The sequence below is a fragment of the Caulobacter vibrioides genome (assembly GCF_002858865.1).
GTDB classification, from domain to species: Bacteria; Pseudomonadota; Alphaproteobacteria; order Caulobacterales; family Caulobacteraceae; genus Caulobacter; species Caulobacter vibrioides.
Genome location: NZ_PJRR01000019.1, coordinates 396224 through 418112 on the forward strand (window position 1 = coordinate 396224; position 21889 = coordinate 418112).

Below are 21889 nucleotides of genomic sequence, written 5' to 3' on the forward strand. Positions count from 1 at the left end.
ATCCGAATACGCGCCGCCTAGAGATAGGGTCGCGCCAAGTCGGCGGAAGCTATGCGTTCGCCTTATCTTTTGCAATGCGAGCGCGTGAGGGTATGGAGCCACACATGACCGAAGCGCTCGCCCCCCTGCTCGCCCGCATCGCCGACGCCCTGGAGCGCTTGGCTCCGGCCGCTCCGCCGGCCCCGGATTTCAGCACTGCGCGCCTGTTCCGGCACGAACCGGCGACCGCCGCCTTCGTTCCCGCGCCGGACTACCCGCTGTCGCTGGATCTGCTGGTCGGCATCGACCGGCAGAAGGCGCGGTTCGTCGAGAATCTCCGTCGCTTCGCCGAAGGCCTGCCCAGCAATCACGTCCTGCTGTGGGGCGTGCGCGGCACGGGCAAGAGTTCGGTGACCAAGGCCGCATTCATGGCCATGGCCGACACCTATCCCGACCTCACGCTGATCGAGGTCGATCGCGACGAGGTGGCCGCCCTTCCCCCGCTGTTCGACCTGCTGCGCGCCCGCGCGGAGCGGTTTGTCGTGCTTTGCGACGACCTCTCGTTCGAGGACGGCGCGGCGGCGGCCAAGGCGCTCAAGTCGGCGCTGGAGGGCGGAGTCTCAGGACCGCCCGAAAACGTGCTGTTCGTCGCCACCTCCAACCGTCGTCACCTGATGCCGCGCGATCACGTCGAAAGCCAAGGCGCCATCGCCGCCGCCGAAAACGCCGAGGAGGAGATGAGCGTCTCCGATCGCTTTGGCCTGTGGATCGGCTTTCCGCCGATGGACCAGGCGACCTATCTGCAGGCGATCCGCAGCTACGCCGCGCGGTTTGGCCTGGACGCCGCCGATCTCGATCGCCGCGCCCTACAGTGGTCGCAGATGCGCGGCGGGCGGTCAGGCCGCGTGGCCTGGCAGTTCGTCCGGGACCTCGCCGGAGAGCTTGGTGTCGGGCTGCCGAGCTAGGGTCGGGCCGCCCCCTTGCAATCCGATCAATTTCGAGAAAATTTCTCTTCTGTGAGATTTGCAGAGGAGAGCTATGTGCCGCCCACGGACGCCGACACCGCCGCCGACCTGGCCCTGGCCGCCCGGCTTGAGACCCTGCGGCGGGAGCGCGACCTGTCGCTGGACGCCGCGGCCGCTCTGACGGGGCTCAGCCGGGCGACGATCTCGCGGATCGAGCGCGGAGAGACCAGTCCCACCGCCAACGCCCTGGGACGGCTCTGCAACGCCTACGGCCTGACGATGTCGCGCTTGCTGGCGGCGGTGGAGACCAGCGCGCCTCGGCTTCTGCGCGGCGTGGACGCCGCGCGTTGGCGCGATCCGGAGAGCGGCTTCCTGCGCACCCTGATCGCCCCGCCGACCGAAGGCTACGCCACCGAGCTGGCGCTGGGGGAGCTGCCGCCCGGCGCGGAGGTCCGCTACGAACTAGACCGGCCCCAGCATGAAGGGTACGCCCCCGCCGGGCGCGAGCAGTTCTTCTATCTGATCGCGGGCGAGCTCCATCTCGACATCGAGGCCGAGACCTATCGGCTGAGCCCCGGCGACTGCCTGCGCCATCACGGCGTCGACGCCAAGCGGATCGCCAATCCGGGCGCCGAGCTCGCCCGCTATCTCATCATCAACACCACGACGGTCTAGACGACATGACCAAGCCGCAGCTTCGCATCATCGCCGGCGATTTCGAGGATCCTCGCATCATCGCCCTGCTGGCCCACCACTTCGCAACCATGCGCTCCACCGGCCCGGAAGAGAGCTGTCACGTGATGCCGCTGGACGCCATGCGTCAGGCTGATCTCGACTTTTTCGCCGCCTGGGACGGCGACGCCCTGGCGGGGTTCGGCGCGGTCAAGCAGCTGGGCGACGGCCACGGCGAGATCAAGTCCATGCACACCGCCGCAGCGTATCGAGGCCGGGGCGTCGGCCAAGCCGTCCTGGATCATCTGTCGACGCACGCGCGCGCCCTGGGCTTGCAGCGTCTCAGCCTTGAGACCGGGGCTGGCGACTTCTTCGTTCCCGCTCGCGCGATGTACGCCCGCAACGGGTTCCAGACTTGCGACCCCTTCGGTGGCTACAAGCCCGATCCCAACAGCGTGTTCATGACGCGCACGCTCTAGGCGCAAAGAAAAGGCCCGCTCCAACGAAGCGGGCCCATCCTGATCAGCGCGGCAGCACCAGCGCCGGATCGACCGGCTTGGCCTTGTCCTTCACCGTCGGCGCGTAGCGCATCTCGAAGTGCAGCTGCGGTTCGTTGACCCCACCGGTGGCCCCGACCGTGCCGAGCTGCTCGCCTTGCTTGACCTGCTGGCGCATCTTCACATTGGTGCTGGACAGGTGCGCATAGGCCGTCACCCAGCCGTCGGCGTGCTTGACCAGCACGAGGTTGCCGAACGTCGGGACCTGGTTGCCGGCATAGGCGATCTCGCCATCGGCCGACGACAACACCGGCGTGCCTTGCGGCGCGCGGATATTGAGGCCGTCGTTGCGCTGGCCCGTACCCTTCACGCCAAAGCTGGAGATGATGTCGCCGCGCAGCGGCCAGGCGAACTTGCCCTTGCCCGAGGCGATGATCTCGGCCTCGGTCGGCGCGGCGGCGGTCTCGATGATCGTCCGGCCGCTGCTGGGCGGCGGCGTGATCGGCTGAGCGGCGACCGGCGCGCTCGGACGCGTGGCGGCGCCGCTGGGCGTGTAGGGGATCGGGCTGGACGGCGTAGACGCTGCGGCGGCGCTGCTGTCCACGCGGGCATAGGTGTTGGCGGGCGGCGTGACCGGACGGGTGGTCGTCGTGGTCCTGATCGGCCCCTTGTCGCGGAAACCGTCGGGCAGCGCGATCTTCTGGCCCTTCTTCAGCGAGGCCGTGGCCCGCAGATTGTTCTCGGCGGCCAGCGCCTTGACGCTGACATTGAAGCGCTTGGCGATCTCGCCCAGCGTGTCGCCCGTCTGCACGGAATAGGCCTTCTGCGTCGTCGCCGGGCCCTTGATCTTGGCGCCCAGCTTCAGCGGCTTTTCGGTGTCGAGCTTGTTGGCCTCGGCCAGCTCGCTGACGCTCATGTCGAACTTGCGGGCGATCGCCGTCAGGGTGTCGCCAGACTTGACCGTGTGGACCTGACGCGGCCCCGCCACGGTCACGACCGAACCGGTCACGCTCAAGGTCGTGGTGCTGGTGGTGGCCGGCTCGCTCGTCTCTTCGGAGACCGGCTGGCGCACGGGACGCGACGGCGTCGCGGCGGGCGCCGCAGGACGGGTGGTGGCCGGCGCCGGCTCGGCCTCGGCGACCATCGTGGCCGGCGTTCCCGGAATCACCTGGGTGGTCTTGATCGGGCCCTTGTCCTTGTAGCCGTCGGGCAGAAGCAGCTTCTGGCCCTTCTTGATGGCCGCGCCCGACTTCAGGTCGTTCTCTTCGGCGAGGGCCGCAGCCGTCACATTGAAGCGCTTGGCGATCGCGAACATCGTGTCGCCGGTCTGCACGACATAGGCTTTGGCGGTCGTCGCAGGGCCCTTGATCTTCTGACCCAGCTTCAGGCGATAAGGCGGTTCAAGATCGTTCAGCTTGACCAGCTCGGCCCGGGTCGAGCCCATGCCGCGCGCGATGGCGTCCAGCGCGTCGCCCGACTCCACGACCCGCACCTGGGGCTTGCCCGCGACTTCGACCACGGGACCGGTCACGGTCGTGGTCACCACGGTCCGAGGCGGCGTTGCGCGAAGAACGGGCTGAGGCGCGGGCGCAGGGGTGGAGACCGGAGCCGGGGGCGGCAGTTCAGCCTGCGCGATCGGCGGCGCCGACTGGACCGGGATCGGCGTCGGACGCGGCAGGCTCTCGGCCTCGCCCGGCTGAGCCTGGATCGTCTCACCCGGCGGCGGCGCGGCCGGCTGAGTGATCGGGAAGTTCGGCGTGAAGCGCTGACCCGACTGTCCGCTGGCGTGCGCAGGGGCGCCGAGCGTTCCAGCCGTCAGAGCGATCACCGCCGCTTGCGTCCACAACTGCCTCATAGCGTCTCCTTTCCCGTCGGAGCTCCAAAGGGCTCCGCCAGGGTAAACCAACCTTTAACATCCTGAGACGCGATCAACGCGTCCCCAGAAACTCACTGATCCTTGGCGACGCCGGCCAGCAGGGGCACGAAGCGTACGTCGCAGAGAATCTCGACCCGGAAGCCGCCCTTGCCGTCTCCGGCGTAGCGCCGAAGGCTCTGGACGGGCCCCTTGCCGACCGGCGCGACCAGCACGCCGTTCGGCTTCAGCTGCGAGAGCAGCCGCTTTGGATCATCTTCCGCCGCAGCCGTGACCATAATGCGGTCAAACGGCGCCTGTTCGGCCCAGCCTTCGCCGCCATCGCCGAACTTGGTGATGACATTGGTCAAACCCAGCGTGTTGAAGCGCGCTTCGGCTTCCTTCATCAGGGTGCGGTAGCGCTCGATCGTATAGACCAGCCGCGACACCTTGCTGAGGATCGTCGTCTGGTAGCCCGAGCCGGTGCCGATCTCCAGCACCCGCGAGCGCGGCTCGACCGTCAGGGCCTGAGTCATCAGGCCGACGATATAGGGTTGGCTGATGGTCTGGCCGCAGGCGATCGGCAGGGCCGAATCTTCCCACGAGCGGTCCTTGAAGAGGTCGGGCGTGAACAGGTCGCGCGGCGTGGTCTCGATGGCCTTGAGCACCTGAGGATCGGTGACGCCCTGGTCGCGCAACGCCTTCATCAGGCGCGGCAGATCGGCCTTGGCGTTCTCGGCGGCCTTCGTCGTCCCTCCGCTCATGCGCCCACCTTCCGGGGCGGCGCGCCGCCCAAGACGCCCTTCAGCGTATGGACGGTTTCGTTGTGCGTGAGGTCGATGTGCAGCGGCGTGACAGAAATCCGCCCCTCGTAGACGGCCCGCAAGTCGGTGCCTTCCGCAGGCTGGGACGCCTTGGCGGTGAAGCCCATCCAGTAATAGTCGCGGCCGCGCAGGTCGGTACGCTTGTCCATGTGGCGCATATGGCCGTCGCGGAAGCCCTGCCGGGTCACCTCGACCGCCTTGACGCTCTCCGGCGGCAGGGCCGGGAAGTTGACGTTCATGACCACGTCGGCGGGCCAGCCCACTTCCAGCAGGCGCTGGATGATGCCCGGCGCGAACGCCTCGGCCGTCTCCCAGTGGGCGACGATCTCGTCGTGGAAATAGTTCATCGACTGCGACAGGGCGATCGACGGGATGCCCATCGCCATGCCCTCGATCGCGCCGGCCACCGTGCCCGACAGGGTCACATCCTCGGCGATGTTCTGGCCGCGATTGACGCCCGACAACACCAGGTCCGGCCTGCCGCCCTCGATCAGGTGCTGCACCGCCATCATCACGCAGTCGGTGGGCGTACCCTCGACGGCGAAGCGGCGCGAGTCGAGCTTTCGCACGCGGATCGGGTCGGCCAGGGTCAGGGCGCGGCTGGCGCCCGACTGTTCGTACTCGGGCGCGCAGATCCAGACATCGTCGCTCAGGGCGCGGGCGATCTTCTCCAGGGCCTGCAGGCCCGGCGCATGGATGCCGTCGTCGTTGGTGAGGAGAATCCTCACGCCTGCCCCCCGATGTGCGTCACGCCGCCCATATAGGGCTGCAGCGCCGCCGGGATGTGGATGCGACCGCCCTCGTCCTGATAGTTCTCCAGCACCGCCACCAGCGTGCGGCCGACGGCCAGGCCCGAGCCGTTCAGGGTGTGCACGAAGTGGCCGCCCTTTTCGCCGGTCTTGCGATAGCGGGCGTCCATGCGCCGCGCCTGGAAGTCGCCGCAGTTCGAGCACGAGCTGATCTCGCGGTACATGTCCTGCGACGGCAGCCAGACCTCGAGGTCGTAGGTCTTCTTGGCGCCAAAGCCCATGTCGCCGGTGCACAGCAGCATGGTGCGGAACGGCAGCTCCAGCTTCTTCAGCACCGTCTCGGCGCACTCGACCATGCGCTGGTGCTCGGCTTCCGACTGGTCGGGCGAGGTGATCGAGACAAGCTCGACCTTGTAGAACTGGTGCTGGCGGATCATGCCGCGCGTATCGCGCCCGGCCGAGCCGGCCTCGGCCCGGAAGCTGGGCGTCAGCGCCGTCAGGCGCATCGGCAGCTCTTCCTCGGCGATAAGTTGCTCGCGAACGATGTTGGTGAGCGAAACTTCGGCGGTGGGGATCAGCCAACGTCGACGCTCGATCGCAGCGATATCTTCTCGATGAACAAAAGTGAGGTTGTTCTCCTCATCCGCCTGCAGGCGCTTCGAGCGCACCAGAAGGCCTTCAGAGTCCGGGAGCTCTTCGTCCGCTCCTAGATCTATAATGCTCGAAGCAAAGAAGAGGTCGTTTTCAAACTTGGGGAGTTGCCCAGTGCCAAACATAGCCTCATCGCGCACCAGCAGCGGCGGGCTGATCTCCGTGTAGCCGTGCTCGACCGTCTGCAGGTCCAGCATGAACTGGCCGATGGCGCGCTCCAGGCGGGCGATGTCTTTCTTCAGCACCACAAAGCGTGCGCCGCTCATGCGGGCGGCCGCCTCGAAGTCCATGCCGCCCAGGGCAGCGCCCAGGTCAACGTGGTCCTTGGGCTTGTTCAGCTTACCGGCCGGCAGCTTGGTCGCATCGCCCCAGCGGCGCTGCTCGAGATTGCCATGCTCGTCCTCCCCGGCCGGAACCTCCGGGGCGGGAATATTGGGCAGGCTGGCCAGCAGGTCCTTCAACTGGCCGCCGGCGAGGTTCTCGGCCTCGGCGGCGGTGGCCATGACGCCCTTGAGCGACTCGACCTCGGCCATCAGGCGCGCGGCTTCGGCCTCGTCCTTCTTGGCCTTGGCCATGCCGATCAGCTTGGAGCTTTCGTTCCGCTTGGCCTGGGCCTCCTGCAGCGTGGTCTGAGCCGCGCGCAGTTCGGCGTCGAGACGCACGGCCTCATCAGCCGCGCCCGAGCGGCCCTTGCCCGACCAGTGGCGGTCATAGGCTTTAGGATTTTCGCGGATGGCCTTGATGTCGTGCATCGAACGCTAGCTCGGAAGAGGCAGTAAGAGACGCCCTCTCTAAGGCGCGTCGCCGGGGGCGCCAAGCTTTCCGGGCGATGGCGCACCGCGCCAACGGCTTCGTGATCCCTAAGACCGGCCTCGGCGGCGGACCCTCATTGCGCAAAAACCCATATTTTGGACACATGCGACCGGATGACGCACCCCGAAAAAGCCTATGCAACCTCGGAAAACGGGGATCTTGGAAGATTCACCCCAAGCGTTACCGCAAATTAGCCGTGCTTCCTCAGGGGACTTTAATTCTAAGCGCCGAAAAGCCTCGCTCAATTCAGTGCGCTTCTCCTCCCCGAAAACGGCCCTCCCCGGCCCCCCTCGATCATTCAAAGGATGACCATGAAGACGTTCGCCGCTCTCGCCGCCCTCGCCATCGCCGCCGCCGTCGCCGCCCCGGCCAGCGCCAAGACTAACGAAGTCCGCGTTTCGATCGCCGGCAAGACTTCGGTCGAGATCCAGAACGCCATCAAGGACGCCGCCACCACCGTCTGCACCGTCAACGGCAAGTTCACCACCCAGGACTGCGTCGATGGCGCGATCGCCAGCGCCAACCGCCAGCTGTCCATGATCGTCCGCGCTCGCGACACCGGCAAGGCTCTGCAGGCTGAGACCGTCTCGGTCGTCCGCATCTCGCTGAAGGGCAAGAGCCGCGACCAGATCCACGCTGAAATCCGCGACGCCGCCCAGATGGTCTGCAAGGCTCAGCCGCGCTTCAGCGTCTCGACCTACCAGTCGTGCGTCGCCGACACCGTTCGCGCCGCCAAGGCCCAACTGCAGGCCCGCGTGGGCGCTGCGGCCTAACACCACCTGAAAACACCTCGCTCCTCACCGGGCGAAAAGAAGGGCTCCGCGACAGGATCGCGGAGCCCTTTTCTTTGGCTGAATTCACATTGAGGGTGGACGCGTCTTGGCGGCCGTCCTCGCCCTTCGACAAGATCAGGGTGAGGACGACTGCTGGCCTCGGTTCGCACAAATCCTCATCAGCACCCAGGCTTAAGGCGAAGACCGCCCCTGCCTTACGAAACGACCAGGTCCGTACCGGCCTTCTCGTCTTCTTCCTTGCGACGGCGCTCAATCAGCCAGACGCACCAGATCGAGATTTCGTAGAGCAGGCAAAGCGGCACCGCCAAGGTGATCTGGCTGATCGGATCGGGCGGCGTGACGATGGCCGCGACCACGAACACGGCGACGATCGCATAGCGACGACCCGTGCGCAGCATCTGCGAGGTGACCAAGCCCGCCAAGCCCCCCAGCGACAGCACCACGGGCAACTGGAAGCTGAGACCGAACGCCAACAGCAGTGTCGTGACCAGGGTCAGGTATTCCGACACGCGGGTCTGCAACACCACCTGCACGCCGTCGCCCACCATCTGCTGGCTCAGCGAGAACCACAGAACGAAGGGCAGCATCACATAGTAGACCAGCGAAGCGCCCATCAGGAACAGCACCGGCGAGGCGATCAGGAACGGCAGGAACGCGTTGCGCTCCTTCTTGTAGAGACCCGGCGCCACGAACCGGTACAGCTGCCAGGCGATGACCGGGAAGGCCAGGATGATGCCCCCGAACGCCGCCAGCTTGATGTTGGTGAAGAACTGTTCCAGCGGCGCGGTGGCCTGCAGGGTGATGTTGGCCAAGGCGCCGGTGGCGACCTTCTTGACGCCGACCAGCGCCAGCAGAAGGTCGAACGCCCCGTGCTCTCCGCCGGCGTCCTGCATGGCCTTCAGCCCCTCCGCCACGGTGAACGGGCGAACCAGGAACAGGAAGATCGGCTTCACGAAGGCGAAGCAGACGCCGAAAGCCAAGGCGATGGCCACGACGCAGATGATCAGCCGCATACGCAGCTCGATCAGGTGATCCAGCAGCGGCGCGCGCGAAGCCTCGATCTCCTCGTCGGGATCGTGTCCGATGGCGTTACTCACGAGACGATGTCCGAAGCGGTGGAGTCACCGGCTTTGCTGGCGCGCTTGCGCGGCGCGCGGACAGCCTTGGGCGCTTCCACGGTGATCTCTTGTTTCTGGCTGGCTCGCTTGCGCGGAGCCTTGACCGGCTCGACCAAGACGGGTTCCGCCGCGACGGGCTCGGCGAGGGCCTTCTTGCGCGGCGCGCGCTTGGGCTTGGCCTCGACGATCTCGGCCGACGGCTCGGCCGTGGGCAGGATCGAATTGTGCGTCTCGCCGGCCGCATAGGGATGGGCCTGCATGGCGCCGCTGGACAGCGAGGCGTCGATGTCGGCGAACACCTGGTCGACCTGCACGTCGCGCGCGGCGTCCGCGGCGTCCTGCACCGGATTGGTGAACTGGCCCGAGCGCATGGCCTGGACCTCCCGGCGCAGTTCGTCCAGCTCGGACTGGCGCGCCATCTCGTCGAAGCTGGCGCGGAACTCCGACGCCATGCCCCGCATACGACCGACAAACTGGCCGACCTTACGCAACAGAGCGGGGAGGTCCTTGGGACCCACCACGATCAGGGCGACGGCGGCGATGATGAGAAGTTCTGTGCCGCCGATATCAGGAAGCATGGACGCGCCTTAGAGCGGAGGAGCCCAGGGGCTCCCCGCGAGGTTGGACCATCGCGCGAGGTCAGGCGCCCCGCGCGCTTAATCTTACGACTTGCGAAGCTCTTCGGCCTCGGCCTCAGTGCGCGGGAGAGCGCTCTTGGCCTTGTTGTCGGCGACTTCGCTGCTGGACTCGTCCTTCAGCCCGTCCTTGAACGCCTTAATGCCCTTGGCGGCGTCGCCCATGATGCTCGAGAGCTTGCCGCGACCACCAAACAGCAGGGCGACGATCCCGAGGACGATCACCCAGTGAATCCAACTCATGCTACCCATAGCGTCGGTGCTCCTTGCGACAGCGGCGCTTTAGACCGTGAGCCGCGTCGTTACAATCTCTGTCTCAATATAGGCGCTCGCATGGCGGAGAGCCAAGCGTGACCGGATCTTGGCGGCGTCGGCGCCCTGCGCGTTAGGCTTTTTCGGGCTCGCCCAGGAAATCCTGCGCGAATTCGGGCGTTTCGCCGTCGTCGAAATCGAGGGGATCTTCCTCCTCCCCGGCCCTCAGACCCAGCGGGTCCGGCACGGTGAAGCCCGGCGGCAGGTTCATTTCCAGAAGGCCGGCCGCCTTCATCTCGGCGATTCCCGGCAGATCGGCCAAGGTCGCCAGACCGTAGTGCTCCAGGAAGGCGTCGGTCGTGCCGAAGGTCACCGGCCGCCCGGGCGTGCGCCGACGCCCCCGCATGCGGATCAGGCCCAGTTCCAAGAGGACGTCGATGGTGCCCCGGCTGGCCTGCACGCCGCGCACGGCCTCGATCTCGGCCCGCGTGACGGGCTGGTGATAGGCGACGATGGCCAACGTCTCCTGAGCGGCCTTGGACAGACGGCGCGGCTCCTCCCGCTCCTCGGTCATCAGGAACGACAGGTCGGCGGCCGTCTGGAAGCGCCAGCGCCCCGCGACACAGGCCAGTTCGACGCCACGGCCCTCATAGCGCGCGCGCAGGGCGTCGATCCCGGCGGCGATATCCGCCCCTTCAGGAAGACGCTTGGCCAGGTCGACATCGCTCAGCGGCTCAGCTGCGGCGAACAGCAGGGCCTCGATGCAGCGCTCGACGAAGAGAGGATCCAGCTCGGTCATTCGACGATTTCCAGCGGCTCCGCGCGGGTCCGCAAGTAGATGTCCTGGAAGGCCTCCAGTTGGCGCGCCTCCAGCACGCCTTCCTTCACCAGCTCCAGCGAAGCCGACAGGGTCGAGGCCAGGTACGACGCCGGTGACGGACCATCGTCCTCCTCCAGCACCCGATCGATCGGCGCCACCGAAGTGAGGACCGTCCAGTCCTCCATCTTGGGCAGCAGTCCCCGCAGGCGGTCGCGGGCGTCTTCCAGCGGATAGGCGGTGGGCGGACGCGGGGCGTAGTGGCGACTGTGCTCGCGTTTGCGCTGGGTGATGTAGGCGCTCATCAGGCCATAGAGGTCGCCCTCAAGCCTCGTCGACGAGACGATCTTGACCGCGTCAGGGTCGCCGCGCGTAAAGACGTCGCGCTTGAGGATCGGACGCTCCTTCAGGGCCTCGACCGCCTTGCGCATCACGTCCAGCTTGGCCAGCCGGAATGCGAGCTGCGCCGCCATTTCCTCGGCCGGCGGCTCCTCGGCCTTGGCGCGCTCGGGCTTGGGCAGCAGCAGGCGCGATTTCAGGTAGGCCAGCCAGGCGGCCATGACCAGATAGTCCGCGGCCAGGGCGAACCGCACGCGGCGGGCCTGCTGCACGAAGGCCAGGTACTGCTCGGCCAGGCGCGTGATCGACAGCTGCAGCAGGTCGACCTTCTGGCTGCGCGCCAGGGCCAGCAGCACATGAAGCGGCCCTTCATAGCCGTCGATCTCGATGACGAGCGCTGCGCCGTCCTCGGCCGCCTCGTTGGCGGCCTCGAAGTCAAAGGTGGGCTGAAAGCCCGTGCTCAAGCGTACTTTCCATCGAAGGCCGCGTCGAACCGGGCCCGGGCCTCGGCAACGTCGAACGGTTCGGGAACCTTGACTAGGCGCCCCATGACCGCCTGCGCGCGGCGACGGGCTTCCTTGCCCATCCGCCCGACGCCGGACATCACGGCCTTCATCTCGGCCATGTCGCCGTTGCAGTGCAGGACAACGTCGCAACCGGCGCTCAAGCTGTCCTTGGCCCGCTGCTTGAAGTCGCCCGACAGCGCCTTCATCGACAGGTCATCGCTCATCAGAAGTCCGTCGAAGCCGATTGACTCGCGGATGATCCTCTTGATCGCCTTCTTCGAGGTCGTGGCCGGGTTCTTGCGGTCGATCGCCGTGTAGACGACGTGGGCGGTCATCGCCATCGGCATGTCAGACAGCACCCGGAACGGCGCGAAGTCGCGGGCGTCCAGCTCGGCCAGCTTGGCGTTCACCACCGGCAGTTCCAGATGGCTGTCGGCCATGGCGCGACCGTGGCCCGGGATATGCTTGATGATCGGCAGCACGCCGCCGGCCAGCAGACCCTCCGCCGCCGCACGGCCCAGGGTCGCGACCTGCTCGGGCGTGTCGCCATAGGCGCGGTCGCCGATGATCTCGTGGCCCTTCGGATCGGGAACATCCAGCACCGGCACGCAGTCGACATTGATCCCCAGCGCGTGCAGGTCATGGGCGATCAGACGAGCGCCCAAGCGCGTGATCTCGCGCGCGACCAGCGGATCGTTGGCGACCAGCTCGCCATAGGCGCGGCCAGGCGGATAGGTGCGCCAATGCGGCGGCTGAAGGCGCGCGACACGCCCCCCCTCCTGGTCGATCAGGATCGGCGCATCCGCTCGGCCCACCGTCTCGCGCAGGGCGGCGGTCAGGGCGCGCACCTGGTTGGGGTCGGCGATGTTGCGCTTGAACAGGATGAAGCCCCAGGGCTTCACGTCCTTGAAGAAGGCGGCCTCTTCGGCCGTCAGGGTCGTCCCGGCGCAGCCGAGAATAGCGGCGGAGGGCGCGCCCATCAGAAGGCTCACTTTACGAAGCAGGATTTGCCGGAGGCGGCGATCGCCTCGCAGAAGGCCTTGGCGGCCTCACGGGTCGCAAAGCCGGTGACCGAGGTGCGGTAGAGCGTCGTGCCGTTCTTGTCGACCGTCTCGACCTTCTTGCCCTTGCCGGCCGCGAGGCCCGGCGCCAGGCGAACAGCCTCGGCCCAGGCCTTGTCGGCCAGGGCCGGCGACGACAAGGCGCCGATCTGCACGGAAGCCGGGCCGGTGGACACCGCCGCCGGCTTGGGCGCGGTAGCGGTCGTCGCGGGCGCCGCCGCTACGGGCTTGGGCGCGGCCTGCGCCACCTGCACCGGCTTAGGCGCGGGCTTCTGGGCCGCCGCGGCGGTGGCCAGCGACTCGATCGTCGGCGCCGGCGCGGCGGGCTTGGCCGCCGGCAGGCTGGCCGTTTCGACGGGCGTCGTGGCGGTCGGCGCGACCGGACGCGCCAGCGGCGTCTCCGGCGGCGCGGCGAAGGTCGCCGACGGCTGCGGCTCCTCGTTATGATAAATCTGGAGACCCGAGGCCGGATCCTTCGGCTGGCTGCTCTCAGCCGGCGGCGTCTTCATCTGAGCGACTTCGGTTCCCACCGCCTGGGGCGCGTCGTTGGGACCGCGCACGCCATCGCGATAGATCATGACAACGGCCACCACGAGGGTCACCAGCACCACCGCGCTGATGATCAGGGTCATGGGCAGCGGGCGCGCGCCCCGCACGGGCTGACGCGCATCGAACGACAACGGCGCGTCGGTAGGCGGCGTATAGGCCCCGCGGTGCGGATCGGACATCTCAGCTAGGCTCCAAAACTCGGCGCGCGGCGCACGGAACGACGCATCGAATCAGACGCGCGCGACCCTAGGTTACCCAAGGCCGGGCCGTCTCAGAAGCGTCCGCCCCGCTCCGGTGGCGGACGATACACTGCTCGCCTCCCCGGTCCGGGTCTCAATCCCGAAGGGATCAGTTCCAGACGTCGAGATGGAACAGTTTGCGATGCTCTTCTATCGCGAAGCGATCGGTCATGCCCGCGATATAGTCGCAGACCACACGGGCTCGGCCGGCTTCGTCGCGGTTCTGCGACTTGGCGAACCAGACGGTGGGCAGCACCTCCGGCTCGCGCAAGAAAAGCGAGAACATTTCGCCCAGAATACGGCGAGCCTGGCTGCGGGTGCGATTGACGCGCCAGTGGCGGTACATCCGCTCGTAGAGGAAGCCCCGAAGCCTCGCCAGATCCTCGGCCATGTCCGACGAGAAGGCCACCAGGGCATGGTCCAGCGCACGGACGTCATCGGCCGACTGGACGCCGCTGGCGGCGGCGCGGTGCAGCGTTTCCCCCATCACGTCGTCGACCATGGCCCCGATCATGCGGCGCACGGCCTCCAGGTGCGTGAGACGCGCGTCGAGATCCGGTCGTTCGCTCTTCACGGCCGCGAGGATGGGGCCGATCAGCGGCACGTCCATCAGGTCATCCAGCGTGAAGAGACCCGCCGTCACGCCGTCGTCGACGTCATGGTTGTTGTAGGCGATGTCATCGGCCAGGGCCGCAACCTGGGCCTCGGCCGACGCCCAGGTCCCCAGGCCAAGCTCGTACTCGTTGTCGTACTTGGAGATCGCCTTCCAGGAGGGCTTGCCCAGCTTGTTGGTCACCGGCCCGTTGTGCTTGATCACGCCCTCGAGCGTTTCCCAGGTCAGGTTCAGGCCGACGAAGTCGGGATAGCGGTGCTCCAGCTCGGTCACGACCCGGAAGGTCTGGACGTTGTGATCAAAGCCGCCGTACTCGCGCATCTGGATCTCAAGCTCGTCCTCGCCGGCGTGACCGAACGGCGGATGGCCCAGATCATGGGCCAGAGCGATGGTCTCGGCGAGGTCGGCGTCCAGGCCCAGGGCCGTCGCCAGTGAGCGGGCCACCTGCGCCACCTCCAGCGTATGGGTCAGGCGGGTGCGGAAGTTGTCGCCTTCATGAGCGACGAAGACCTGGGTCTTCTCCTTCAGGCGGCGGAAGGCCGAGGTATGGATGATGCGGTCGCGATCGCGCGCGAACGGCGTACGCGTGCGGCTCTCGTCCTCCTTGAACCGACGTCCCTTCGATTTGGAGGGATCTTCGGCGTAGGGCGCGCGGGGAACGAAGTACGGAGCCTGAGACATAGACCGCCTTTATCGCATTGGACGATTTGGCCCCTTCCGAAGAGGCCGCGACACCCTCATATAGGCCGAAGGTAACTTTTCCACAGCCATGACCCAGATCGACTTAACGCTTTCCGAAAACGCAGCACGCCGGATCAAGGCCATCGGCGAGGCCGAAGGGCGCGCCCTTATGCTCCGCGTCGCGGTGGATGGTGGGGGCTGCTCGGGCTTTCAGTACCGCTTCGACCTGGTCGAAAGCGTTGAGGACGATGACCTCAAGGTCGAGCGTGACGGCGCCGCGGCCCTGGTGGACGTGGTGTCCCTGGCGCTTCTGAAGGGCTCGGAGATCGACTTCGTCGACGAGCTGGCCGGGGCGGAGTTCCGGATTCGCAACCCAAACGCCAAGTCCAGCTGCGGCTGCGGCGTCAGCTTCTCGATCTGAACCGTCAGACCGGCACGAACTGCAGAAGCGTGACCGTCGCCGCGCCCCAGGCCAGCGGCGTGATCATGGCGGCCCACGCCAGCGGCGACGCGCCCTTGCGCCAAAGGATCCAGCCCGCCAGCGGGCCCAGCAAGCAGACCACCCAGAACAGGGCGGCGAAAGCGAAGCCGAGCCAGGCGATCGGATTGAGGGCGTTGCCGGCGCGGTCAAAGACCAGAGGCGTGAAAATCGCCAGGACAGCGCCCAGCACGGCCAGCACGCCGCATACGCACGTCGCCAGCGTCATCAACGCCAGCTGCGTGCGGTCGACAGACTTTTTCCCCGACTTGAGCGCGGCCTTCATGCGCCCTAGCCTCCCGCCGCACCTTGGAGCCGTCAATGCGTATCGCCACCTGGAACGTCAATTCGATCAATGCTCGCCTGGAAGGGGTATTGGCGTGGTTCGAATCGGAAGCTCCCGACGTGGCCGTGCTGCAGGAGATCAAGTGCGTCGACGAAAAGTTCCCGACCGAAGCCTTTGAACGGCTTGGCTATAACGTCGCGGTTCACGGCCAGAAGACCTACAATGGCGTGGCGCTGCTCTCGAAGCATCCGATCGAGGATGTCCGCAAGGGGCTGCCCTTCCTGTCCGAGGACGAGGTCGACGAGCAGGCGCGCTATGTCGAGGCGGTGATCGCCGCGCCGACGCCGTTCCGCGTCGTGGGCATCTATTTGCCGAACGGCAATCCGATCGGGACTGAGAAGTTCGCCTACAAGCTTTCCTGGATGCGCCGCTTGCACGCCCACGCCCAAGGCCTCTTGGCGTTCGAGGAACCGCTGGTGATCGCCGGCGACTACAACGTCATTCCGGAGGTCGAGGACGTCGCCAACCCGCAGGCCTGGCTGGGCGACGCCCTGTTTCAGCCGGAGAGCCGCGCAGCCTTCCGCGCCTTGAAGAACCTGGGCTTCGCCGACGCCTATATGCAGGCCGACGGCGCGCCGGGCGGCTACACCTTCTGGGACTATCAGGCCGGCGCCTGGCAGCGGAACCTCGGCATCCGCATCGACCACCTGCTGCTGTCGCCGCAGGCGGCCGACCGTTTGACGGGCCTCGTCATCCACCGCGACGAACGCGACAAGGAAAAGCCCTCGGACCACGTGCCGGTGGTCGGTCGTTTCCGTATCTAGGGGCTGCCCCTGTCCCGGAATCGGGACTCCCTCTAGCCTGTGCCCACTATGAGCGAACTCGCGCGTCTTTTGCTGTTCGTGGCCATCGCCGGCTCGGCGGTGACGTTCCTGGGCAGCCTGGCCATCTGGTACGGCGATGAGGACCGGCGCATTCGCCGCGCCCTCCGCAACGTTCTCAAGAGCGAGCCGGAAGGCGTCGTGGTCGCGCGGGGCCGTGGCCGGGGCGCCGGCTTTTCCTTTTCCACCAACCTGCTGGCGGTGGCCTGGGATCGCGGCGCCTGGTGCCTGATCTATCGCCTCGACGAACTGGTCGGCGCTGAGCTGCTCGTCGACGGTCAGGTGATGGGACGCGTGTTCCGAGGCGAAGGTCGGCGAGCGATCGACCATGTCGCGCCCCAGGCCCAGACCGTCGCCCTGCGCCTGATCTTCGATGATCCGCGCAATCCTGACTTCACCCTGGACCTCTGGGCGCCGGGCGACGAGACGCGCCGTGAAAGCAAATCGCCCGCCGAGCTGATGCAGGAGGCCAATCGCTGGCTGGCCCGCTGCGAGGCGATCGTACGCCGTCCGCTTCCACCGCGCCCCGTCCGAGAGGTGGCCGAGACAGTGGTCGCGCCGCCGCCGCGTCCCGCTGCCCCCATCGCGCCGATCGAGCCGGAAGCGGAGGACGACGATCTCCATCCGCCGCCGCCGCCCCTGCCGGATACGCCGCCGCCATTGGCGCGGCGCTCATCGTTCGACGACGCGCGGCGACCACTGACCTCGCGGCCTGGATCCCGCCCTGCGCCGCCGCCCATCGAGCGGGAACCCGACATGTTCGAGGACCCGCCCTGGGACGATGATGAGTCTGCGTCGCCTGTCAGTCCCCCCGTCAGCCACCCGCAGCCGACCTATCAGCCAGTCTCGAAAGCGCGGCGGGAAACCCACAGCGATCAGGACGAGTTGCCGTTCGATCTCGACGAGGACTGACAGCGCCTCAGCGTCCGGTCTCGACGGCGATCCAGATCGCGGTGGCCACCAAGGCCACGGCGAAGAGCCTGCGGGTTCTGGGGCTGGAGCCCTCGAGGATCAAACGCCGCGCCAAGCCGTCTGAAGACAGAACGATCGCGCCGTGAACCGCGATGCTTACGGCGATGTGGGCCCCGCCCAAGATCAGGGCCTGGACAGTCGGCGAGGCATGGCCGGTCTGGATGAAGCCTGGCAAGAGCGTCACGTAGAACAAGGCGGCTTTGGGGTTGAGCAGGTTCGCCACCAGCCCGCGTCGGAAGTGGATCCACGCCCGCCCGTCCTCGCCTTGAAAATCGGTCGGCTTCTCACCGCGCCAGGCGTCGAACGCCAGCCAGAAGATATAGGCGACCCCCGCCCAGCGAAGGACTTCATAGAGCGGGCGGTTAAAGCGGAGAATCTCTGTCAGCCCCGCCACCGAGGCCAGCATGTAGACCAGAAGGCCCGCCGTGATCCCGGCGATCGTCACAACTCCGGCGCGGCGCCCCTCAACCGCCGAAAGGCCCGCCAGGTAGCCCATGTTCGGCCCCGGCGTGAGCTCGATCAGGACAATCGCCAACAGGAACGGCGCGATCGCGGCGGGATCGACGGGCCAGGCGGCGTGCGGCAAACAGACTCTCCTGAAACGCGGCGCTCAACATCAACGATGATCGCCGTTCGGGCGCCCAGGCTCTGGCGAGAGGGCGGCGAACGGGCTTACCGTGAACGGACAAGTGGGGGAACACGACAAGATGGATAGACGGCAGTTTCTGTTCGGCGCTGCGGCCTCGGCCCCGCTGTGGGGCGCGACGGCGGCCTTCTCCGCGACGCCAGGCGTTGGCGATGCGGAACTTCGTGCGCTGCTCGACACCTTCTGGAACGCAGATCTCGACGCTGCGCCAGAAATGGCCACCACCCGCGGCCTGGACGTCGGCTCCCGAGCGGGCCAGCGCAGCAAGCTGAACGACGCCTCGCGCGCCGGTCGCAACGCCTGGATCACCGCGCGCAAGGAACGCCTGGCCGCCCTGGCGCGGGTGGCGCCGGAACGGCTGTCGCCCGAGGCCCGTATCGATCTGGAGGTCGCCACCTACGCCTATCGCCGCGCCGTCGACGGCGGCGTGAAGTATGACTTCGGCGAAGGTCAGGCCGGCTTCGGCTATGCGCCCTATTCGCCCTACGTACTGAGCCAGTTGACCGGGTCCTATCAGACGATCCCGGACTTCCTCGACTCCCGCCATCCGGTGCGTACCTCGGACGACGCCGAGGCCTACCTCTCGCGCCTCCAGGCCTACGCCGTCGCGCTCGACGCGAACACCGAGGCCCTGGCGCTGGACGTCGCCAAGGGCGTCCTGGCCCCCGACTTCGCCCTCGACGCGGGTCTCGCCCAACTCCGCCGGCAGCGCGCGGCCAGCGCGGCGGAGGCCAGCGTGACCCGCTCGATCGCGAGCCGCGCCGCCAAGGCCGGGCTTGCGGGCGACTGGGCCGGGCGCGCCGCCGCGATCGTCAGCGCCGCCGTGCATCCCGCCCTGGACCGCCAGATCGCGGCGCTGGAAGCCGCCCGCGCCAAGGCCAAGGGTGACGCCGGCGTCTGGAAACTGCCCGACGGTGACGCCTTCTACGCCGACGCCCTGGCCTTCCAGACGACCACGCGCCGCACACCTGACGAGGTGCATCGTCTGGGCCTCGAGCAGGTCGCCGAACTGGAAGCCCAGATCGACGCGCGCCTGCGGCGGCTGGGCCTGACCGACGGAACCGTGGCTCAGCGACTCACGGCGCTGTCAGCCCGTGCGGACCAGCAGTACGCCAACACCGACGCGGGCCGCGCCCAGCTGCTGGCGGATCTCAACGCCCAGACCGCCGCGATCCGGGCCCGTATGGGAACGGTTTTCAAGACCCTCCCCGCCGCGCCGGTGGAGATCGTCCGCGTGCCGCCGGAGATCGAGGACGGCGCGCCGAACGGCTACGCCCAGGCGCCGGCGCTCGACGGTTCGCGACCCGGCCGCTTCTATATCAACCTCAAGGACACGGCCGAGTGGCCCAAGTTCAACCTGCCGACCCTGACCTATCATGAGGCCCTTCCCGGTCACGTCTGGCAGGGGTCTATCTCCCTGGGCTCGCAGCAGATCCCCATGTTGCGTCGCGCCGGCATGGGCTTTGCGGCCTATGGTGAGGGCTGGGCGCTTTATGCTGAGCAGTTAGCGGCCGAGATGGGCGTCTATGAGGGCGATCCGCTCGGCGAGATCGGCTACTTGCAGTCGCTGCAGTTCCGCGCGGTGCGACTGGTCGTGGATACAGGCCTGCACTTCAAACGCTGGAGCCGCGCCCAGGCCACTGACTATATGGTCAGCCAAACGGGCATGCCGCGCGCCCGCGTCCAGCGCGAGATCGACCGCTATTGCATCTGGCCGGGCCAAGCCTGCAGCTACAAAATCGGCCACGTCGAGTGGGTGAGGCTGCGCGAACAGGCCCAAAAGCGGGCCGGCGCGCGCTTCGACCTGAAGACCTTCCACGACGTCCTGCTGCAGGGGCCCATGCCACTGGTCGTGCTGGAGCAGACCCTGGCGAGGATGTTCCCCGCCTGACGGCGGCGCTTTCGTCGGTCGAGCGGTCTCTAGCCCTCGACCGACTGCTCGACCGCCAGCGCCAGATCCAGCGCCCGCGCGGCCTCCTCGCCGGTCACGACCGGACGGGACGCTTGGCCGCGCACCGCCGCCAGGAAACCCGCCACCGACAGGCCCAGCGGATCCTTGCCCGCCGGGGTCTCGGTGAAGTTTTCGATCAGCGGATAGGGCGTGGTGTTGCGGAAGGTGCGCTGGAGGAAGTCGATCTCGACCTCGCCCGAGGGGTAGACGACCTTCATGGTCCGCTCGCGGGCCTCGGCGACGCGCGAGCTGTCGAAGACGGCGGTGAAGCCGTTGTCGAAGGTCGCCTCGGCCTTAACCCAGTCCAGCGAGGTCGAGCGGGTGATCGCCCCCTCGCCTTCCACCGCGATCGGCTGGCCGTCGCAAAGCGCCAGGGCCAGGTCGATGTCGTGGATCATCAGGTCCAGCACCACCGAGACGTCGAGATTGCGGTCTGATGGCGTGCCACGCCGCACGGCTTCCAGCCGCAGAGGCTGCTCGGGGATGTCCAGCAGGCCCATAGCCTGGAACACAACCCGCTCCTGGTGGCCACACGCCAGCGGCACGCCGGCCTTGGCGGCCGCAGCGACCATCTTGTCGGCGTCGTCGGGCGATACCGCCAAAGGCTTTTCCGAATAGACCGGCTTACCCGCCTTCAGCGCGGCCAGAGCCGGGGCGGCATGGTGGACGGCCGGCGCGGCGACCGTGACCACATCGACCGCCGCGAGGAACGCGTCCATGTCGTCATAGCCCTGCGCGCCCAGTGGTTCAGCCAGCGCCTTGGCGCGCGCCAGATCGATATCGAACACGCCGACCAGGGTCACGCCGTCCAATTCGACGTACTTCTTGGCGTGGTAGCCGCCGAACACACCGGCGCCGACAACGCCCGCTTTCAGAGTCTGGGTCATGGGCCGCTGTCTAGCGCGCTTCGAGGCCGCTTAGAAGCACTGGTGACTTGCGTAAGGGCGCGCTAAACAGTCGTTTAAATTTGCAACACTTGGCCAAGCCAAGGCAGGGAGGACCCCCATGACCACCTCGCGCGAGATCCGCCTGAAAGCCCGTCCCGTCGGCATGCCGAAGGATTCCGACTTCGAGCTGGCCACCGTCGAGCTGCCCGCCCCCGGCGACGGCGAAATCCAGGTCAAGAACCTGTGGATGTCGGTCGATCCCTACATGCGCGGCCGCATGTATGACCGTCCCAGCTACGTCCCGCCCTTCCAACTGGGTGAAGCTCTGCAGGGCGGCGCGATCGGCGAGGTGATCGCCTCCAACGACCCGGACTTCAAGCCGGGGGACATCGTCAGCTCGATGTTCGGCTGGCGCGAGGCCTACAACGCTCATCCCAAGTCGCTGGCCGCCGCCGGCATGGGCGCCATCACCAAGATCGAGACCCACGGCATCCCGCCCCAGGCGTTTCTGGGCGTGGCCGGCATGCCGGGCATGACCGCCTATGCAGGCCTCCTGCGCGTCGCGGCGCTGAAGGACGGCGATGTAGTGTTCGTGTCGGCCGCCGCCGGCGCCGTCGGCTCGATCGTCTGCCAGATCGCCAAGCTGAAGGGCCACACGGTGATCGGTTCGGCCGGCGGCCCCGAAAAGGTGGCGTTCCTGAAGTCGATCGGCGTCGACCACGTGATCGACTACAAGGCCACCCCCGACGTGGTCGCCGAACTGGCCAAGGTCGCGCCCAAGGGTATCGACGTCTATTTCGAGAACGTCGGCGGCGTGCACCTGGAAGCGGCCATCAACTCGGCCCGCCCGTTCGCCCGTTTCGCGCTGTGCGGCATGATCTCGCAATACAACGAGACCAGTAAGCCGGAAGGCCCGTCGAACATCATCCTGGCCGTCGGCAAGAGCCTGCGCCTGGAGGGCTTCATCGTCTCCAACCACTTCGACCTCTATCCGCAGTTCGCCAAGGACATGTCCGAGTGGATCAAGGCGGGGAAGATCACCTGGAAAGAAACGGTCGAGGACGGCGTCGATCGGGCGCCGAACGCGTTCTTGAAGCTCTTCACCGGTGAGAACCTCGGCAAGATGCTGGTCAAGCTGGGCTAACGCTCATTTCGGCAGGTCTCCCCCCCGCGGCGAGGCCA

General features: G+C 67.3%; 24 protein-coding genes and 1 pseudogene. 10 read left to right on the forward strand and 15 right to left on the reverse strand.

All coding sequences use genetic code 11. The features are described from left to right. Positions 1–104 precede the first annotated feature (104 nt). The 3 genes from CVUC_RS16145 (at position 105) to CVUC_RS16155 (ending at position 2095) form a co-directional block, all read left to right on the forward strand. Positions 105–944: an ATP-binding protein gene (locus CVUC_RS16145; RefSeq protein WP_012640385.1), complete on the forward strand. Its 840-nt coding sequence runs from the start codon at positions 105–107 to the stop codon at positions 942–944. A 75-nt stretch (positions 945–1019) separates the two neighbouring features. Continuing rightward, a complete protein-coding gene (locus CVUC_RS16150) occupies positions 1020–1619 on the forward strand; it encodes a helix-turn-helix domain-containing protein (protein ID WP_096033434.1) in 600 nt (199 codons plus the stop codon). 5 nt (positions 1620–1624) lie between these two features. Next, positions 1625–2095, forward strand: a complete 471-nt coding sequence (locus tag CVUC_RS16155) for a GNAT family N-acetyltransferase (protein WP_096033435.1) — start codon at positions 1625–1627, stop codon at positions 2093–2095. A gap of 43 nt (positions 2096–2138) precedes the next feature. On the opposite strand, the gene dipM is transcribed toward CVUC_RS16155, so the two are convergent. From dipM to serS, 4 genes are all read right to left on the reverse strand, one after another. Next, entirely contained in the window at positions 2139–3968 is a 1830-nt protein-coding gene (gene dipM, locus CVUC_RS16160) for a cell division endopeptidase DipM (protein WP_096033436.1), read from the reverse strand. Between the two features lie 92 nt (positions 3969–4060). Further along, positions 4061–4729 carry a protein-L-isoaspartate(D-aspartate) O-methyltransferase gene (locus tag CVUC_RS16165; protein WP_010919863.1) on the reverse strand — a complete coding sequence of 223 codons (669 nt, stop codon included), beginning with the start codon at positions 4727–4729 and terminating at the stop codon, positions 4061–4063. Next, on the reverse strand, positions 4726–5517 hold the full coding sequence (gene surE, locus CVUC_RS16170; protein ID WP_010919864.1) for a 5'/3'-nucleotidase SurE: 792 nt from the start codon (positions 5515–5517) through the stop codon (positions 4726–4728). The genes CVUC_RS16165 and surE overlap by 4 nt, the downstream gene beginning before the upstream one ends. After that, positions 5514–6941 carry a serine--tRNA ligase gene (gene serS, locus CVUC_RS16175; RefSeq protein WP_096033437.1) on the reverse strand — a complete coding sequence of 476 codons (1428 nt, stop codon included), beginning with the start codon at positions 6939–6941 and terminating at the stop codon, positions 5514–5516. The genes surE and serS overlap by 4 nt, the downstream gene beginning before the upstream one ends. Positions 6942–7307: 366 nt before the next feature. On the opposite strand from serS, the gene CVUC_RS19940 reads away from it, so the two are divergent. Both CVUC_RS19940 and CVUC_RS20535 read left to right on the forward strand, forming a co-directional pair. Then, positions 7308–7775, forward strand: a complete 468-nt coding sequence (locus tag CVUC_RS19940) for a hypothetical protein (protein WP_024265754.1) — start codon at positions 7308–7310, stop codon at positions 7773–7775. An 86-nt stretch (positions 7776–7861) separates the two neighbouring features. Next, positions 7862–7948: pseudogene (locus tag CVUC_RS20535) on the forward strand (hypothetical protein); the annotation flags it as partial. 42 nt (positions 7949–7990) lie between these two features. On the opposite strand, the gene tatC reads toward CVUC_RS20535, so the two are convergent. From tatC to CVUC_RS16220, 8 genes are all read right to left on the reverse strand, one after another. Continuing rightward, a complete protein-coding gene (gene tatC / locus CVUC_RS16185) occupies positions 7991–8893 on the reverse strand; it encodes a twin-arginine translocase subunit TatC (protein WP_096033438.1) in 903 nt (300 codons plus the stop codon). Beyond that, on the reverse strand, positions 8890–9492 hold the full coding sequence (tatB, locus tag CVUC_RS16190; protein ID WP_096033439.1) for a Sec-independent protein translocase protein TatB: 603 nt from the start codon (positions 9490–9492) through the stop codon (positions 8890–8892). Before tatB ends, tatC begins: the two co-directional genes overlap by 4 nt. 84 nt (positions 9493–9576) lie before the next feature. Continuing rightward, positions 9577–9801 (reverse strand): twin-arginine translocase TatA/TatE family subunit, encoded by a 225-nt coding sequence (locus CVUC_RS16195; RefSeq protein WP_010919869.1) that lies wholly within the window; start codon positions 9799–9801, stop codon positions 9577–9579. A gap of 133 nt (positions 9802–9934) precedes the next feature. Next, positions 9935–10600 carry an SMC-Scp complex subunit ScpB gene (scpB, locus tag CVUC_RS16200; protein WP_096033440.1) on the reverse strand — a complete coding sequence of 222 codons (666 nt, stop codon included), beginning with the start codon at positions 10598–10600 and terminating at the stop codon, positions 9935–9937. After that, positions 10597–11421 carry a segregation and condensation protein A gene (locus tag CVUC_RS16205; protein WP_096033441.1) on the reverse strand — a complete coding sequence of 275 codons (825 nt, stop codon included), beginning with the start codon at positions 11419–11421 and terminating at the stop codon, positions 10597–10599. Before CVUC_RS16205 ends, scpB begins: the two co-directional genes overlap by 4 nt. Then, a complete protein-coding gene (gene nagZ / locus CVUC_RS16210; RefSeq protein ID WP_164512732.1) occupies positions 11418–12455 on the reverse strand; it encodes a beta-N-acetylhexosaminidase in 1038 nt (345 codons plus the stop codon). Before nagZ ends, CVUC_RS16205 begins: the two co-directional genes overlap by 4 nt. Continuing rightward, complete coding sequence (gene ftsN, locus CVUC_RS16215; protein WP_010919873.1) at positions 12452–13252, reverse strand: cell division protein FtsN; 801 nt, start codon at positions 13250–13252, stop codon at positions 12452–12454. The genes nagZ and ftsN overlap by 4 nt, the downstream gene beginning before the upstream one ends. A 169-nt stretch (positions 13253–13421) precedes the next feature. Then, entirely contained in the window at positions 13422–14606 is a 1185-nt protein-coding gene (locus CVUC_RS16220; RefSeq protein WP_096033443.1) for a deoxyguanosinetriphosphate triphosphohydrolase, read from the reverse strand. An 88-nt stretch (positions 14607–14694) separates the two neighbouring features. Between CVUC_RS16220 and erpA the strand changes: the two genes are divergently transcribed. Then, a complete protein-coding gene (erpA, locus tag CVUC_RS16225; protein ID WP_096033444.1) occupies positions 14695–15027 on the forward strand; it encodes an iron-sulfur cluster insertion protein ErpA in 333 nt (110 codons plus the stop codon). A gap of 4 nt (positions 15028–15031) precedes the next feature. Here the strand turns inward: erpA and CVUC_RS16230 are convergent, their stop codons facing one another. Then, complete coding sequence (locus CVUC_RS16230) at positions 15032–15406, reverse strand: hypothetical protein (protein WP_010919876.1); 375 nt, start codon at positions 15404–15406, stop codon at positions 15032–15034. Here CVUC_RS16230 and xth point away from each other — a divergent pair. Then, positions 15406–16194 (forward strand): exodeoxyribonuclease III, encoded by a 789-nt coding sequence (gene xth / locus CVUC_RS16235; protein WP_096033445.1) that lies wholly within the window; start codon positions 15406–15408, stop codon positions 16192–16194. The two genes, CVUC_RS16230 and xth, sit on opposite strands and share 1 nt — an antisense overlap. A 48-nt stretch (positions 16195–16242) precedes the next feature. Further along, on the forward strand, positions 16243–17163 hold the full coding sequence (locus CVUC_RS16240; RefSeq protein WP_024265755.1) for a hypothetical protein: 921 nt from the start codon (positions 16243–16245) through the stop codon (positions 17161–17163). 7 nt (positions 17164–17170) lie between these two features. On the opposite strand, the gene CVUC_RS16245 is transcribed toward CVUC_RS16240, so the two are convergent. Next, positions 17171–17809 (reverse strand): LysE family translocator, encoded by a 639-nt coding sequence (locus CVUC_RS16245; protein ID WP_010919879.1) that lies wholly within the window; start codon positions 17807–17809, stop codon positions 17171–17173. 103 nt (positions 17810–17912) lie between these two features. Between CVUC_RS16245 and CVUC_RS16250 the strand changes: the two genes are divergently transcribed. Continuing rightward, a complete protein-coding gene (locus tag CVUC_RS16250) occupies positions 17913–19760 on the forward strand; it encodes a DUF885 domain-containing protein (protein ID WP_164468275.1) in 1848 nt (615 codons plus the stop codon). A gap of 29 nt (positions 19761–19789) precedes the next feature. On the opposite strand, the gene CVUC_RS16255 is transcribed toward CVUC_RS16250, so the two are convergent. Then, on the reverse strand, positions 19790–20707 hold the full coding sequence (locus CVUC_RS16255; protein ID WP_010919881.1) for a Gfo/Idh/MocA family protein: 918 nt from the start codon (positions 20705–20707) through the stop codon (positions 19790–19792). A 118-nt stretch (positions 20708–20825) separates the two neighbouring features. On the opposite strand from CVUC_RS16255, the gene CVUC_RS16260 reads away from it, so the two are divergent. After that, on the forward strand, positions 20826–21851 hold the full coding sequence (locus CVUC_RS16260; RefSeq protein ID WP_096033447.1) for an NADP-dependent oxidoreductase: 1026 nt from the start codon (positions 20826–20828) through the stop codon (positions 21849–21851). Positions 21852–21889 lie beyond the last annotated feature (38 nt).